Here is a 15357-nt window from a genome sequence, read left to right on the forward strand (position 1 = left end):
CGGCCCGGGACCGGACGGGGACCGGCCCCGTCCCGGCCGGGTCCCTCGTGCGGGCGACGCCTGCCCGCATACACCCCGAATGATCCGCTTTCCCTCTGCTCCTGGCACTACTGTGCGTCGCCGTGACGGTGTGTCAGCGAGCAGAGAGGGCTCCCATGGACTCGGCAACGGTGGGCAGGGCGACGGCGTGGGGGACGGCGGTCCTCCTCGCGCTCCTCGCGGCCCCGGCCCACGCGGCTCCCCAGGACCCGGCGCCCGATCTGACGGGCCTGCGCGGGGTGCTGCGCACGGCCACCCAGCAGGGCGCCCCGGGCGCCGCGGCCCGGATCGACGACCACGGCACCGTCTCCAAGGCGGTCACCGGCCTCGCCGACCGGTCCACCCGGCGGACACTGGCGACCACCGACCGGTTCCGCATCGGCAGCGTCACCAAGATCTTCTCCGCCGTCGTCCTGCTCCAGCTGGCCGACGAGAAGAAGCTCAAGCTCGACACCTCGGTCAACCGCCACCTCCCCGGGCTGCTGCCGGACGACCGGATCACGGTGCGCCATGTGCTCAGCCACCGCAGCGGGCTCCACGACTACACGAACGACATGTTCGCCAGGACCGTCCCCGGCTTCGAGGCCGTCCGCTCCAAGGTGTTCACCTACCGCCAACTGGTCGACCGTTCGCTGCGCAAGCCGCGCACCACGGCCCCGGGCGGCCCGTACGCCTACTCCAACACCAACTTCGTGATCGCCGGCCTGCTCATCGAGAAGCTGACCGGGAACCCGGTGGGCGTCGAGTACCAGAACCGGATCATCGCGCCGCTGAAGCTCACCGACACCTTCTACGTCCACCCGGGCACGAGGATCCCGGGCCGGCACGCCCGCGGCTATCTCACGCCGGACACCGCCGGGTCGGCGCTGGTCGACGCCACCGAGCAGACGGCGTCCTGGGCGCAGAGCGCGGGCGCGGTGATCTCCGGCGCGCGGGATCTGAACGTCTTCCTCTCGGCACTCCTGCGCGGTGAGCTGACCTCGGCCGCCCAGCTGAAGCAGATGCGCACGTGGGTGCCCGCGGGTTCCGGGCAGGCGTACGGGCTCGGGCTGCGGCGCCGGGACCTGTCGTGCGGGGTGTCGGTGTACGGGCACACGGGCGCCGTCCAGGGCTTCTACACCTACGCGTTCACCTCCACGGACGGCGGGCGCAGCCTGGCGGCCTTCGTCAACACCTCCAACAACGGCAAGGTGCACACCACCATGCTGGGGACGCTGAAGTCGGCGTTCTGCGGCAAGAGCGCCAAGGCGCGCCGCGGTTTCGCCGTGGGCGAGCAGCCCGAGGCCGAGGCCCTGCGCTGAGCCGGGGTCCGGGGGAACCCCCGGGGTGCGCCGCGCGTTGTACCGGCACGCACGGCGCACCGCGCACGACGACACCAGGACGGCCCGATGAGCGAGTTGGTCCCCGGGGGCAATGTGCCCCTGCCGGACGGCGCGGTTTCCGTCCGGGTGCCCGGCCCCTTCGACGTGTCCGCGCTGATCACGGACGACGGCGGGAAGGTCCGCGGCGACGCGGACTTCGTCTTCTACAACCAGGCCTCCGTTCCGGGCGCGCGGCTGAACGGCGACACGCTGACCGTCGATCCGGCGCGGCTGCGCGCGGGCGCCACCCGGGTGACGGTGGTCGTCAGCCCCGCCGACCCAGGGACCGCCCTGGGCGCCCTGCCCGCTCCCGCCCTCCAGGTCACCGGTCCGGGCGGCCGCCCGGTGGCCCGTTTCGTCCCGCAGCGCCCCCGCCAGGAGACGGTGCTGCTGCTCGTGGAGCTGTACCGGCGGGGCGGCGGCTGGAAGCTGCGTGCTCTGGGCCAGGGGTACGCCGACGGACTGGCGGGCCTCGCCCGGGACTTCGGGGTGGACGTCGCCGAGGAGCCGGACAGCCGCGGCACGACCGGGGCCGCCGGGACGGCCGTCGCGGCGGCCTCGCGTCCGGCCGACCCCGACGGATTCGCCGCTCTCGTCAACTCGGCCCGCACGGCGGCCGGTTCACCTCCGGTCGTGCTGGACTCCCGGCTCTGCTCGGCCGCCCGCGAGCACGCCGCCGCGATGGCGGCGGCGGGCCGGCTCGACGTGACGGGCGGGGACGGCGTCTCGCTCCACCAGCGCCTCACCGCCACCGGGTACGCCTATCTGACCGTCGGGGAGCACCTGGTGTCCGGCCCGCGCTCCACGGCCGAGTTCGTCGACTACTGTCTGCGCGGCGACCGCTCCGGGCGCACCCTGCGCGACCCGGCCTTCACCCATGCCGGAGTGGCGCACGTCCGGGACGCCCGCTCCGGCGACTTCTACTGGACGGCGCTGTGGGCACGCCCGTTCACCCCGGCGGAGCTGGCCCGGACCACCGGCGAGGTGCTGGAGCTCACCAACCGCGAACGCGCCGCCGCCGGTCTGCGCCCGCTCTCCCCCGACCCCTCGCTCACCGCCGCGGCGCAGGCGCACAGCGCCGACATGGTCGCCCGCGCCTTCTACTCCCACACCTCGCCCGAGGGCGGACAGCCCTGGGACCGGGCGGCCGCCGCGGGCTCCCGGCACCGCTCGACCGGCGAGAACATCGCCTGCGGCCAGCGCTCCCCGGCCGAGGTGGTGCGGGGCTGGATGGACAGCCCCGGCCACCGCGCCAACATCCTCAAGCGCGACTTCACGCACCTCGGTGTCGGCTTCGCGGGCGGCGGCCCGGCGGGCACGTACTGGACCCAGCTCTTCGGCGGCTGAGGCCGCTTGCGCGGCGGCTCGGCGCGCGGTGGTTCCGGGCGCGGGCGGCGTGATCTGCGCCTCACGGGCAACCCGGCCGGATCAGGAGACGTCTTGATCGGCAACAGCTGACACCACCTCGGCCCCTGGGGGGCCGGGGCCGGTTTCCGACGCTCTATACACGCCATGTATACGCTCAATGTATAGACGGCGTGCATACGGATCGAGAGGCATCCATGTACGGCAAGGCATTCGCCCCGGAGTACCAGGGCTCCCTGACCGCCCTCTCCGTGAACTCGTCCCTGACGGACGTACTGGCCGCGGGCACCGAGGAGTTGCGGGCCGCCGAGCGGAGCGGGCGGCACGGCGAGGCGGCGCGCTCCGGGCTCGCGGTCGCCGAGGCGCACCGCAGGCTCGGGCAGATCGGTGAGGCGGACCGGGCCTGGAAGGCCAGCTATCGCGCGGCCCGCGCCGCCGAGGACCCCGGGGCGATGGCCTGGGCCCTGTGGAGCGGCGGCACCCTGGCCCGCCAGCGCGGCGAGTTCCCGCTGGCCAGAAGGCTGCTCCGGCTCGCCGCCGACCTCGGCGAGCACGGCGGCGACGTCGTCGTACGCGGCTACTCGCTCGCCGGACTGGCCGAGACCGGCCGGATCCAGGGCGACTACGAGGCGGTCGCCCGGCTGCACGAGCAACTCCTCGCCGAGGCCAGGCGGCGCGGCGAGGCCCGGCACACGGTGTGGGCGCTGGAGGGCATCGCGCAGATCCACCGCAACACCGGCTCCTACGACACGGCGTTCGCCCTGTTCGAGGAGGCGGCCGAGATCGCCGCGGGCGCCGAGGACCGGCGCGGGCACGCCTGGGCGCTGCGCGGGCTGGCCGACATCGTCTCGGTCCGCGACGGCGACACCGAGCGGGCGCTGGCCCTGCTCTCCGAGGCGGAGTCGTCCTGCCGGGCGATGAGGCTGTCCGGCGCGCTCGCCTACAACCACAAGATGCGCGGCAACGTCCTGTACCGCGCGGGCCGTTACCCCGAGGCCGAGGAGCTGTACCGGCAGGCCCTCGGCGAGTTCCGGGCGATGGGCGAACCGCGCGGGGAGGCACTCTCCCGGCTGGGCCTGGCCAAGTCGAGGGCCCGGCTGGGGCGGGACCGCGCCGAGACCGCCGCCGAACTGGCCGAGCTGGGGCGGACGCTGGAGCGGATCGGTCTGCGGCACGCCCGGGAGATGGTGTCCCGGGCTCAGGAGGAGCTGGCCGTGGAGGTGACCGCGTGACGGCCCCGCACGCGACGGCGCCCCGGACCGGCGTGGACGTACTCGACCGCTGCCGCGCGCTGGTACGGCCCGCCCTGACCGAGGCGGTGGGGCGGCTGCATCCGTGGCTGGGCGAGATGGCCGGGTACGCCTTCGGCTGGTGCGAGGTGGGCGGCGGTCCGGCCCGCGGGTCGTCCGGCAAGGGGGTACGGCAGGCGCTGGCCGTCCTCGGCGCCGAAGCGGTGGGCGGGTCCGCCCGCGCCGGGAGCACGGCCGCCGTCGCGGTGGAACTGGTGCACGTCTTCTCCCTGCTGCACGACGACATCATGGACGGGGACGCCTCCCGGCGGGGCCGCCCCACCCTCTGGGCCGCGTACGGCACCGGCCCTGCGGTCCTCGCGGGCGACGCCCTGTTCGCGCTGGCCGTCGAGACCCTCGCCGCCGCCCCGGACGGCGGCGGCGCCGTACGTCTGCTGTCCACGGCACTCGGCGACCTGGTGCGGGGCCAGGCGGACGACCTGCTGTTCGCGGGGCGCCCCTGGACGGGGCCCGAGCGGGTGCGGCCGGCGGAGTACCGGCTGATGGCCGAGCGCAAGACGGGCGCGCTGCTCGGCGGCGCGGCGGCGCTCGGCGCCCGGCTCGGCGGGGCGCCGCCCGCGACGGTCGCCGGGCTGGACCGGGCCGGGCGGGAGCTGGGGGTGGCCTTCCAGATCGTCGACGACGTGCTCGGCATCTGGGGCGACCCCGCGGTCACCGGCAAGCCCGTCCACGGGGACCTGCGCGAGGGCAGGAGGACCCTCCCGGTCCTGGTCGCCCTCGGAGCCCCCGGCGGTCGGCAGCTCGCGGCGCTGCTCGCGTCGGGCGAACGGCCCGAGGCCGCGGCCGCGTGGATCGAGGCGGCGGGCGCCCGCGCGGAGGCGCTCGACGAGGCCCGGCGGAGCGTCGCCCGCGCGGAGGCGGCGCTGGACGCCGTGCCCCTGCGGGCGGGACCCGCCCGGGAGTTGCGGGCCCTGCTGGACTTCCTGGTCCGGCGCGATCTGTGAACCGCGTTCGGCCCCCCGGATGAACAAACGGAGATCCACACATCTCCCAGGGCTGACGCTTGAACACACCCCGTCACATCCGCCGTACCTGTGGGAAAGGTGAGAGCCAGGGGTTCAGCGAGGGATGACCATGGTCAAGGCGCACGTCTCCACACCCGTGTTGGTCGCCGGGCGGTACCGGCTGGTCCAGGCCGTCCACCGGGAGACCAACCGCGTCTGCTGGTACGGCGAGGACATCGGGGCGCAACGGCCCTGTCTGATCACGCAGATCGGGCTGCCGGAGGGAACCAGCGGCGAGGAGGCGCGCCGCGTCACCGAGCGCGTGGTGCGCACCTCGGAACGGCTGGGGCTGATGCTGCCCGACCGGATCGCCGAAGTCCTCGACGCCGTGGCGGAGTCGGGCACCCTGTGGGTGGTCACCGAATGGATCGACGGCCGCCCCCTGGGCGAACTCCTCGACCAGCAGAGCACGTTGAACTTCGTACGGGCCGCGCGCATCGGCCTCGAAGTGCTGGACGTCCTGGACGCCGCGCACGGACAGGGCATCACCCACGGCGAACTCAGCCCCGGCCAGGTCTTCGTACGGGACCGGGGGCCGGTCGTGATCACCGGTTTCGGGCTGGCCGGCGCCACCCTCGCGCCCCGGCTGGCCGCGCCCGCCTACGCCGCTCCCGAACAGGCGCGCGACGAGCGGCTCGGCCCCGCCGGTGATCTGTGGGCGCTCGGCGCCCTGCTCTACACGATGGTGGAGGGCCGGCCCCCGTTCCGGGACCGGGGCCGTCCGGAGGCCACCCTGAAGGGGGTGGACCGGCTGCCGCTGCGCACCCCCGTCCGGGCCGGACCGCTCACCCGAGCCGTGCAGGGCCTGCTCCGCAAGGACTCGGTGGAACGGCTGCCGCGCACCGTCGCCCGGGAGGCCCTGCTCCGCGTCCTCGACGAGGAGACCGCGGCGACGATGCCGTCGCCCCGGCTGCGCGGCCGGTACCTGCCCGGTGAGGGCCGGCGCGGCCGCACGCTGCTCGCCGGGACCGCCCTGGCCTTCGCCACGGTCGCGGTGGCCGTCCTCGCGGTGACCGACCGGCTGCCGGGCGACTCCGACGCCGCCGACGACGGCTCCGCCGCGCGTCCCGCCCCGTCCGCCTCCACCACGACCGCACCCGGCGCCGCGCCCACCCCTGCCCCCACCCCCACCGCGTCCCCCTTCGACCGCTACGAGTCGCCCGAGGGCTTCGCCGTCACGGTCCCGGCGGGCTGGCGGCCGCTGAGCACCGACCGGGTCTCCGATCTGGCGTACCGGGTGGTCCTCGGGGCGAAGGGCGACCCCCGGACCCTCACCGTCACCTACAGCGAGCGGGTGGGCCCCGATCCGGTGGCGGTGTGGCGCGACGTGGAGCCCGGCCTGCGCGAGGCGGGCGGCTACCGGAGGATCGGCGAGATCACGGCGACCACGTACCGGGGGCGGGACGCCGCCGAGATGGAGTGGCTGGCCGACGCCGACGGCACCCGGGTCCGCACCTTCGGCCGGGGGTTCCTGCTCGGCGGCGGTCGGGGCTACTCCCTGCGCTGGACGGCGCCCGCCGCCGACTGGAACGACACCGGCAACAGCGCGGCCCTGGCCACGGCGCTGCGCACCTTCGACGAACCCTCAGACTGACCGGCGGGGCGCGCCCATCGTGTGCAGGGGCCGGTGGTGCAGGGGCTCGGTGCGCCAGCGTGTCTCCAGGGTGCGGTCGGCGCGGGAGCCGGTCAGGGCGAGGCGGTGGGGCGTCTCCAGGAAGATCACCTCGGCCTCCAGGGTGTCGGCGTCGGTCCAGCCGCCGCTCACCGCGGTGGGCACCGGCTCCTCGGCCACGCTCCAGCCGCCCTGCCGCAGCCTCAGCTGGAGCCGGTGGCCGTTCTGCACGAGGGTCAGCCGTTCCCCGTCCACCTCCAGGGTGGTCGCCCCGGAACCGAGGACCACCGCGGGACGGTCCTCGGCGGTGGCCTTGCCGGGGGCCGGGGGCAGGGCGAGCGCCGCCAGCCGCTCGGCCAGCGCCGCGTCCGCCGCCTCACGGCCGGGCAGCGGGTCCGGGCCGAACGCGGGCAGCAGGTGCGTCCACGCCAGCTCCAGCATCCGCTGCATCTGCACGGTCGCCGCGGTCGTGGCGATCACGGCGTCGTGCTCGGGCAGCACCACGCAGAACTGGCCGTACGCGCCGTCACCGCGGTAGCCGTGGCGCGAGCCCCAGAACTGGAGACCGTAGCCCTGGCGCCAGTCCTCCCCGCTCACCGGCGCGTCGCGGGTCGGGATCCAGGGGCGGCTCGCCTCCGCCACCCAGGACTCGGGCAGCACCCGGCGCCCGTCCCACATCCCGCGGTCCAGGTAGAGCTGTCCCAGCCGGGCCACGGCGTCGGTGGTGACGTGCAGTCCGCTGAAGCCGAGTTCCCGCCCCGACCGGTCCCGCAGCCACGCGGTCTCCCCGATGCCGATCGGGTCGAAGAGGCGGGGCCGCAGGTAGTCGGTGAGCGTCTGCCCGCTGATCCGCTGCACGATCGCCCCCAGCGTGAAGGTGGCGGGCTGGTTGTAGGCGAACACGGTGCCCGGATCGCGCTCGGGCGGCAGCAGCAGGAACCCGCGCACGAGGTCGGAGGGGTCCAGGGCGTGCGCCCGTTCGACGGTGTCCGCCTCGTGCCCGCTGGCCATCGACGCCACGTGCCGTACGAGCATCGCGCGGCAGCGCGGGTCGGTGATCTCGGAGTCGAGTTCGGGGAAGTACGACAGGACCGGGTCGTCGAGCCGGAGCAGCCCCTCCGCGACGGCGAACCCGGCCGCGGTGGAGGTGAAGCTCTTGCTGAGCGAGTACATCAGGTGCGGCCGCTCGGCCGTGTAGGGCGCCCACCAGCCGGACGCGACCAGCCTCCCGTGCCGCATGATCATCAGGCTGTGGGGCTCGATGTCCGGATCGGCCTCCAGCGCGTCGAGGAAGGCGTGCAGTCCGGATGCGTCGACGCCCTGGGAGGCGGGCGTGGCCGAGGGCAGGGGGCGAGTCGTCATGGGGCTCCCCTACCCATCGGGGCGACGGCTCGTACCCGTGTGCGGCCGGTTGCCGCGGGCCGGACACACCGAGCGGCCGGCAAAGCGTCGCATGCAGGCGCATATAGGCTTCCGGTCTGCACCCGCGTGTCCCCCCAGCCCGATCCAGCCCAGTCCGGCCCGGCCCAGTCCAGCCCGGCCCGTCCCAGCCCCCAGGAGAGTCCTCCGTGACCCTAGCGTTCGCCCCCTCCGAGACATCCCCCGCGCCGCTGTCCGACCTCGTCGCCCGTGACGCGCGCGAGTTCGGCGTGTACGCCCGTACCGGCGGCTGGGCCTTCGGCCTGATGGTCGCGCGCAGTGTGCGGCCCGGCGGCCAGAGCGCGGAGGAGACGCCGAAGGTGTCGGCGAAGGAGTTCGCCGAGCTGGCCGGCTGCTCCCCGGACCGGGTGATGCGCTACTACAAGGCGTGGGACCGGGCCGCCGACGACGGCATCGTGCCCCACTTCGAGACGCTCCAGCCGGGCGCCGAGGTCGAACTCCCGGACGCCGACGTGTGGTTAAGCTACTACGTCTCCCGCAACAGCGCCACCTCCGAGCGCGGCACCGCCATCGCGGAGGCCGCCGAGGCCGAGGGCATCCGGCCGACGAAGGCGCTGGAGGTCGCCGAGAACCCCACCGCGCTGCGCGCCGCCATCCTCGCCGACCCCTCCACCGCGCGGGCGGCCCGCGGCGCGCTGCTGGACCGCATCAAGGAGGACCCCGAACTCCAGGCGGAGCTGGCCCGTGACGTGGTGCGCACGGACGATCTGAAGAAGGCCGTCGCCAGCGAGAGCCGGGCCGCCGACCGGATCGGCTACGTCCGCCAGATCGCCGAGTCCGGCCAGGTCAAGACGCCCGCCGGGCAGACCATCGACGCTCCCGCCGACCTGCGCCAGGAGGCCGAGCGCCACCTGTCGCTGATCGACGAACTGGACGAGGACGAGGACACCGGCGTGTGGGCCGGGGAGGCCTACGACACGCTGCGCGGCCTGGTCGCCGAGACCGTGGAGGCCGACCCCGAACTCCGGGTCCAGGAACGGCGGACGAAGTTCTACAGCAGCCTGCAGAAGGCGACGAAGGTGTTCGAGGAGCTGACCTTCGACGATGTGCAGGAGTTCGTCGAGGACGACATGGTGCAGCAGTTGGAGGATCTCCAGCGGGCCATCGCCTCGTGCATCGCCGAGTTGCGCGGTGCACGGAGCACCGGTCCGACCGGCGCTCAGTCCTCCGACGTGTAGCGGCGGCGGACCCACCACGGCAGCACGAACCAGCACAGCAGGTACCACGCCACCACGCCCGCGACGAGCCAGGGCACGTAGTCGTCGTGGGTGGCCACCCGGAGGATCAGCAGCAGCGAGCAGGTCAGGGTGGCCAGCAGCAGGACCAGTCCGACCATGGTCAGCCGGGCCGCCCACTGCACGGCGCGCATCTTGATGCGCCGCCCGGAGACCAGCCGGTGCAGGGAGACGGGGCCTATCAGCGCGCCGGTCGCGGCGGCACCCACGACGACGGTCACGAGATAGATCGCCTTGTCCGTGTCGCTGAGCCCGTCGTAGGTCGGGGTGAACACGACCGTCAGCAGGAATCCGAAGAGGATCTGCACGCCCATCTGGGCGACCCGGACCTCCTGGAGGAGTTCGACCCACTTGCGGTCGGCACTCTCCTCCTCGGTCTCGTCACGTCCGTCGCGTCTGTCCGCAAGCTCGGTCATGAGGTCCGGGTGTCCCGGCCGGGTGCGTTCAAACGGCTACCAGCGGCTCTCCACCTGGTCCTTGATCCGGCGGTCGTAGAGGTCGCGGATCGCGGCGAGCGTCTCCCGCGACAGCTCCGGGAGCGCGGCCGCGGCCGTGTTGGCGCGGGCCTGTTCGGGCGAGCGGGCGCCGGGGATCACGGAGGTGACGCCCGGCTGCTGGACGATCCAGCGCAGTGCGAGCTGGGCCGGGGTGTACCCCTCGGGGGCGAGGGCGGCGAACTCGGCGGCGGCCTCCACGCCGGTCGCCCAGTCCACTCCGGAGAAGGTCTCGCCCTGGTCGAAGGCCTCGCCGTGCCGGTTGTAGGTGCGGTGGTCGTTCTCCGGGAAGACGGTGTCCTTGGTGTACTTCCCGGTGAGCAGGCCGGAGGCGAGCGGGACCCGGGCGATGATGCCGACGCCCGCCTCCCTCGCCGCGGGGAGCACCTCGTACAGCGGCTTCATGCGGAACGGGTTGAGGATGATCTGCACGCTGGCCACACCCGGCCGGGCGATGGCGGTGAGCGCCTCGGCGCAGGTCTCCACGCTCACCCCGTAGGCGGCGATCCGCTCCTCGGCGACGAGGGTGTCGAGGGCGTCGAACACCTCGTCCGAGGAGTAGACCGGCGTCGGCGGGCAGTGCAGCTGGACCAGGTCGACGCGGTCGACGCCGAGGTTGCGGCGGGAACGGTCGTTCCAGGCCCGGAAGTTGTCCAGGACGTAGTTCTGCGGGATCTGCTCGACCCGGCGGCCCATCTTGGTCGCGACGAGGACGTGCAGGTCGGGCCGGCCGCTGATGAAGGAGGCGATGGTCTGCTCGCTGCGGCCGTCACCGTACACGTCGGCGGTGTCGAAGAAGGTCACCCCGCTCTCGGCCGCCGCCTCCAGTACCTTGAGGGCTTCCTTGTCGTCCACGTCGCCCCAGTCGGCGCCGAGTTGCCAGGTGCCGAGACCGATCACCGACGCGTGCTGCTGGGACCTGCTGAATGTGCGCTCGTCCATGGCGTCAGTCTGGCATCCGCCGGGCGTACGGGCCGCGCGGGGCGGAGGCCGGACGGGTTACCCGCCCGAGGCCGACGAGCGGGCCTCGGCGGTGCGCGCGAGCTTCGGGCCGAGCCACCGCTTGAACCGGCGCAGCGTCTCCAGCCGACCCGCGGCCCGGTCGAGGCGGTAGTAGAGCTGGGGTGGGACGTAGGGCAGCACGGGCGAGTGGCGCTGGCCGAGCAGCGCGAACATGTGCTCGGGGGGCAGCTGCATGTAGCGGGGCAGGTTCTCGTACCACTGGGCGCTGTGGCGGGCCGCGCTCTGGAGGGGCAGGAGGGCCTGCTTGCGGACCCGCTCGTACCGGTCGAGGGCCTCGGGCAGCGCGGTGTGCTCGCGCAGGGCGGCGGCCAGCTCGATGGCGTCCTCCAGGGCGAGGGTGGTGCCCGCGCCGATGGAGTAGTGGGTGGTGTGGGCGGCGTCACCGAGCAGGACGAGGTTCCCCTGGTGCCAGGTGCGGTTGGTCAGGGTACGGAAGTTCAGCCAGGGCGAGCTGCCGTCGGCGGGGGCCCGGCCGATCAGGGCGTGGCCGTCCAGGGTGTCGGCGAACAGTTTCTCCAGCAGGGCGAGGCCGTCCGCCTCGTCGGCCCGGTCGAGGCCGAGGCCGGTGAAGGTCTCGGGGGCGCACTCGATCACACAGGTGCTGCGGTCGGGTCCGAAACCGTAGCCGTAGGCCCAGATCCAGCCGTGCCCGGTCTCCACGAAGGCGAAGGTGAAGGCGTCGAAGACCTTGGTGGTGCCGAGCCAGATGTAGTGGTTGCGGCCCTCCCTCAGCTCGGTGCCGAAGTGCGCGGCGCGGGCGGTGCGCAGCGCGCTGTGCACGCCGTCGCTCGCCACCACCAGGTCGGCCTCGGGCGTCGCCGCGGCGTCGATCTCCCGCTCGTACTCCACGCGGACGCCGAGCGAGCGGGCGCGGGTGGCGAGGAGGTCGAGCAACTGGTGGCGGCCGATGCCGAAGCCCTCGTCGCCGGGGTGACGGGTGGTCAGGTCCCGTACCCGGGCGACGCCCTCGGTCCAGCTGACCGAGTGCTCGGCGAGGGCGCGGGCCGAGTCGGGGTCGTGCGTGTGCAGCTTGTCGCGCAGCCCCCGCCAGTAGGTGACGCCCCAACCGTAGGTCGAGCCCTCCGCGTTGCGTTCGTGGACCGTGATGTCGTGGGACGGGTCCTGGAGCTTCAGCAGGATCGAGAGGTACAGGCCGGCGGGCCCGCCTCCGACACAGGCGACCTTCACGCGCACCCCTTGGAGTCACCGGAAACGTTCATGTCGAGACGGAGGGTAGCAGCGTGGTCACACAGGGTGGGGACGCCGGATCGCGTCACCTTCGGGGCGTGACCCGGGCCACCAGGGGGGCGCGGCGCCGACAAAGATCACCCGAACCAGACCTTCCCGGGGCAGGAATTGCCCGTTCCGGGTGACACCCGCCGCCCGCCAAGCCAAGATCATCTTGGTTCAATCCTGCACGGCATGTGGGTAATTGTCCTGATCACGGCCAACCGCTTCCCCGTGATTTCTCCCGGTCTCACCGCTCCCGATAGGCATACGGGACACCGTCCGATTCCGAACCGGGAGACCCGTATGCCGGAACTCAGCCGTCGCCGCGCGCTCACCGCGGCGGCCGCCCTCGCCACCGCCTCCACCGCCGCCACGCTCGCCGCCCAGGCCGCCCGCGCCGACGGCGGCGGTCACCACGGCGGCTCCACGCCCGCGCCCTTCGACGAGGTCTACCAGGGCCGCCGGATACAGGGCAGGGCCTCGTCCGGCGGCGGCCACCACGACCACGGCGCGGGCTACGCGGTCTTCGTCGACGGGGTGGAGCTGCATGTGATGCGCAACGCCGACGACAGCTGGATCAGCGTCGTCAGCCACTACGAGCCGGTGACCACGCCGCGCGCCGCGGCCCGGGCCGCGGTCGACGAACTCCAGGGCGCCGCGCTCCTGCCCTTCCCCACCAACTGACCAGCCCCTCCAGCACTTTCGGGAGCATCCGCACATGACCGTCCGCAAGAACCAGGCGACCCTGACCGCCGACGAGAAGCGCCGCTTCGTCGCCGCCGTCCTGGAACTCAAGCGCAGCGGCCGCTACGACGAGTTCGTCACCACGCACAACGCCTTCATCGTGGCCGACACCGACAACGGCGAGCGTACGGGCCACCGTTCGCCGTCCTTCCTGCCCTGGCACCGCAGATTCCTGCTCGACTTCGAGCGGGCCCTTCAGGCGGTCGACGCGAGGGTGGCGCTGCCCTACTGGGACTGGACCGTGGACCGCACCCCGAGGGCCTCGCTGTGGGCGCCGGACTTCCTCGGCGGCACCGGACGCAGCCTGGACGGCCGGGTCATGGACGGCCCGTTCGCCGTCGCGGCCGGCAACTGGCCCATCAACGTCCGTATAGACGGGCGGACTTATCTGCGCCGTGCGCTCGGCGGGGGCCGTCCGCTGCCCACCCGCGCCGAGGTGGACTCGGTGCTCGCCATCGAGACGTACGACATGGCGCCCTGGAACAGCGGCTCGGACGGTTTCCGCAACCATCTGGAGGGCTGGCGCGGGGTCAATCTGCACAACCGGGTGCATGTGTGGGTCGGCGGCCAGATGGGCACCGGGGTGTCGCCCAACGACCCGGTGTTCTGGCTGCACCACGCCTTCGTGGACAAGCTGTGGGCGGACTGGCAGCGCCGCCACCCGGGCTCGCGCTATCTGCCGGCCGCGGGCACCCCCGACGTCGTGGACCTCGACGACACGATGAAGCCGTGGAACGACGTGCGGCCCGCGGACCTGCTGGACCACACCCCGCACTACACCTTCGACGCGGCCTGATCCGGCTCAGACCTCGGCCGTGCGGCACTCCGGGTGGCCCCAGCCCTGCGCGTTCTTGGCGATCTGCTCGCCCGCCGCGTAGGAGCGGCCGCACAGGCAGCGGCCCGGGAACTTCGCCTTGATGGTGCGGGCGGAGGAGCCGCCGCCGCTCTTCTTCGCGGCGGCCGCCGGGCGGCGGCGCGGCGTCCTGGCGGGGGTGTCCGGGGAGGGCGGCGGCTCGGGCGAGCCGAGGTCGCTGCCCGCGGGCTCCTGGACGACGGCCGCCTGGCTGGCGGCGCGGTCGGCGAAGTCGTTGAGCCTGTCCCCGTCGACCTGGTGGGCGGGCACGTAACGGAACTCGACCGAGCGGCCGGCCAGGAGTTCGTCGATGCGGACGACGAGTTCCTGGTTGGCGACGGGCTTGCCGCCGGAGGTCTTCCAGCCGTTGCGCTTCCAGCCGGGCAGCCAGGTGGTGACCGCCTTCATGGCGTACTGGGAGTCCATCCGGACCTCCAGCGGCACACCGGGGTCGGTGGCGGCCAGCAGGCGCTCCAGGGCGGTCAGCTCGGCGACGTTGTTGGTGGCCCTGCCGAGCGGGCCGGCCTCCCAGCGGGCCGGGGTCTCCGCCGCGTCGGCGACGACCCAGGCCCAGCCGGCGGGACCGGGATTTCCCTTCGAAGCCCCGTCGCACGCGGCCACTGCTCGTTCACGCATGTGCCGATCATGCCATGGGCCGACGGGATGACCGCTCAGACGTCGGTGAGCTTCGGCATCTCTCCCTGGGTGGTGGTGACGTCGATCACCGAGAAGCTCGCGCCCTGCGGGTCGCTCAGCGCCGCGAAGCGGCCGAAGGGGCTGTCCATCGGCCCGAACCGCAGCACCCCGCCGAGCTTCGTGGCCTTCGACACGGCCTCGTCGCAGTCGGCCACGCTGAAGTAGACGTTGATGTACGCGGGTACCTCCGGCGGGAACTCCTCGGTCATCCTCATCCGGCCGAGCACCGGCGCGTCGGAGACGTTGAAGATGCGGAAGTCCATCCCGTCGTCGTCCATCTGCTGTGCGGTGTACTGCGGGAACACGGCCGGGAAGAACGCGTCGGACTTGTCGGGCTCCCGGGTGAAGACCTCGGCCCAGCAGAACGCGCCGGGCTGCTCACCGGTCGCCTCGAAGCCCTCGTGCGTGCCGCCCTGCCACACGCCGAAGACGACCCCGCTCGGATCGCGGGCCAGGCACATCGTGCCGAAGTCGCCGACCTGCATCGGCTCCATCAGCACCTCGCCGCCGTTCTCCCTGATCCGGGCGGCGGTGGCGGCGGCGTCCGGGGAGGCGAAGTAGAGGCACCACTGGGACATGCCCTCCTGGCCGGGCATGGGCGGGACGACGGCGGCGGCCGCCTTGCCGTCCGCGTACGCCTGGGTGTAGTTGCCGAACTCCGACGACGACTCGCCGAAGGTCCAGCCGAGGACGTCGCCGTAGAAGCTCTTGGCTCCCTCGACGTCACTGAACATCGCGTCGGCCCAACAGGGGGTTCCCTCTGGCTGTACGGCCATGTCTGCGGCCTCTCCGAGTAGGTTCCGGGTCCGCTTCCTCACGCTAGCCATCCCCCGCGCCGAGCGCGCGCCGAACGCCGTGATCCCTCGCAGACCGGGAGGAACCGGCGCCGGCCCGGGCCCGCGCGCGGTGATCGGCGCGCACGGCCCGCGCGCGGTGATCGGCGCGCACGGC

General features: G+C 73.5%; 14 protein-coding genes. 8 read left to right on the forward strand and 6 right to left on the reverse strand.

Features of this window, described 5'->3' with window-relative positions; all coding sequences use genetic code 11:
- Nucleotides 1-155: 155 nt before the first annotated feature.
- From AB0E07_RS37660 to AB0E07_RS37680, 5 genes are all read left to right on the forward strand, one after another.
- On the forward strand, nt 156-1340 hold the full coding sequence (locus tag AB0E07_RS37660; RefSeq protein ID WP_362262316.1) for a serine hydrolase domain-containing protein: 1185 nt from the start codon (nt 156-158) through the stop codon (nt 1338-1340).
- Between the two features lie 87 nt (nt 1341-1427).
- Complete coding sequence (locus AB0E07_RS37665) at nt 1428-2747, forward strand: CAP domain-containing protein (RefSeq protein ID WP_362262319.1); 1320 nt, start codon at nt 1428-1430, stop codon at nt 2745-2747.
- Between the two features lie 215 nt (nt 2748-2962).
- Nucleotides 2963-3997, forward strand: a complete 1035-nt coding sequence (locus tag AB0E07_RS37670) for a tetratricopeptide repeat protein (RefSeq protein ID WP_362262322.1) — start codon at nt 2963-2965, stop codon at nt 3995-3997.
- Nucleotides 3994-5019 carry a polyprenyl synthetase family protein gene (locus AB0E07_RS37675; RefSeq protein ID WP_362262325.1) on the forward strand — a complete coding sequence of 342 codons (1026 nt, stop codon included), beginning with the start codon at nt 3994-3996 and terminating at the stop codon, nt 5017-5019. The genes AB0E07_RS37670 and AB0E07_RS37675 overlap by 4 nt, the downstream gene beginning before the upstream one ends.
- A 130-nt stretch (nt 5020-5149) precedes the next feature.
- Nucleotides 5150-6673, forward strand: coding sequence for a serine/threonine-protein kinase (locus AB0E07_RS37680; protein WP_362262354.1), 1524 nt, complete (start codon nt 5150-5152; stop codon nt 6671-6673).
- Here AB0E07_RS37680 and AB0E07_RS37685 read toward each other — a convergent pair.
- Nucleotides 6665-8053 carry a serine hydrolase domain-containing protein gene (locus tag AB0E07_RS37685; protein WP_362262327.1) on the reverse strand — a complete coding sequence of 463 codons (1389 nt, stop codon included), beginning with the start codon at nt 8051-8053 and terminating at the stop codon, nt 6665-6667. The two genes, AB0E07_RS37680 and AB0E07_RS37685, sit on opposite strands and share 9 nt — an antisense overlap.
- A 206-nt stretch (nt 8054-8259) precedes the next feature.
- On the opposite strand from AB0E07_RS37685, the gene AB0E07_RS37690 reads away from it, so the two are divergent.
- Complete coding sequence (locus AB0E07_RS37690; protein WP_362262330.1) at nt 8260-9309, forward strand: hypothetical protein; 1050 nt, start codon at nt 8260-8262, stop codon at nt 9307-9309.
- Here the strand turns inward: AB0E07_RS37690 and AB0E07_RS37695 are convergent.
- The 3 genes from AB0E07_RS37695 to AB0E07_RS37705 are packed head-to-tail and all read right to left on the reverse strand — an operon-like array spanning nt 9291 to nt 12071.
- Nucleotides 9291-9782, reverse strand: coding sequence for a DUF6328 family protein (locus AB0E07_RS37695; protein WP_362262333.1), 492 nt, complete (start codon nt 9780-9782; stop codon nt 9291-9293). The two genes, AB0E07_RS37690 and AB0E07_RS37695, sit on opposite strands and share 19 nt — an antisense overlap.
- A 36-nt stretch (nt 9783-9818) precedes the next feature.
- Complete coding sequence (locus AB0E07_RS37700; protein ID WP_362262337.1) at nt 9819-10802, reverse strand: aldo/keto reductase; 984 nt, start codon at nt 10800-10802, stop codon at nt 9819-9821.
- A 57-nt stretch (nt 10803-10859) separates the two neighbouring features.
- Complete coding sequence (locus AB0E07_RS37705) at nt 10860-12071, reverse strand: FAD-dependent monooxygenase (protein WP_362262339.1); 1212 nt, start codon at nt 12069-12071, stop codon at nt 10860-10862.
- 345 nt (nt 12072-12416) lie between these two features.
- Between AB0E07_RS37705 and AB0E07_RS37710 the strand changes: the two genes are divergently transcribed.
- Nucleotides 12417-12797 carry a tyrosinase cofactor gene (locus AB0E07_RS37710; RefSeq protein ID WP_362262342.1) on the forward strand — a complete coding sequence of 127 codons (381 nt, stop codon included), beginning with the start codon at nt 12417-12419 and terminating at the stop codon, nt 12795-12797.
- Between the two features lie 34 nt (nt 12798-12831).
- Entirely contained in the window at nt 12832-13653 is an 822-nt protein-coding gene (locus AB0E07_RS37715; protein ID WP_362262345.1) for a tyrosinase family protein, read from the forward strand.
- A 6-nt stretch (nt 13654-13659) separates the two neighbouring features.
- On the opposite strand, the gene AB0E07_RS37720 is transcribed toward AB0E07_RS37715, so the two are convergent.
- Nucleotides 13660-14346: a ribonuclease H gene (locus AB0E07_RS37720; protein WP_362262348.1), complete on the reverse strand. Its 687-nt coding sequence runs from the start codon at nt 14344-14346 to the stop codon at nt 13660-13662.
- 35 nt (nt 14347-14381) lie between these two features.
- Nucleotides 14382-15182, reverse strand: coding sequence for a VOC family protein (locus tag AB0E07_RS37725; RefSeq protein ID WP_362262351.1), 801 nt, complete (start codon nt 15180-15182; stop codon nt 14382-14384).
- Nucleotides 15183-15357: the final 175 nt, after the last annotated feature.

It is taken from the genome of Streptomyces sp. NPDC048002, from assembly GCF_040653275.1.
In the GTDB taxonomy this organism is placed as follows: Bacteria; Actinomycetota; Actinomycetes; order Streptomycetales; family Streptomycetaceae; genus Streptomyces.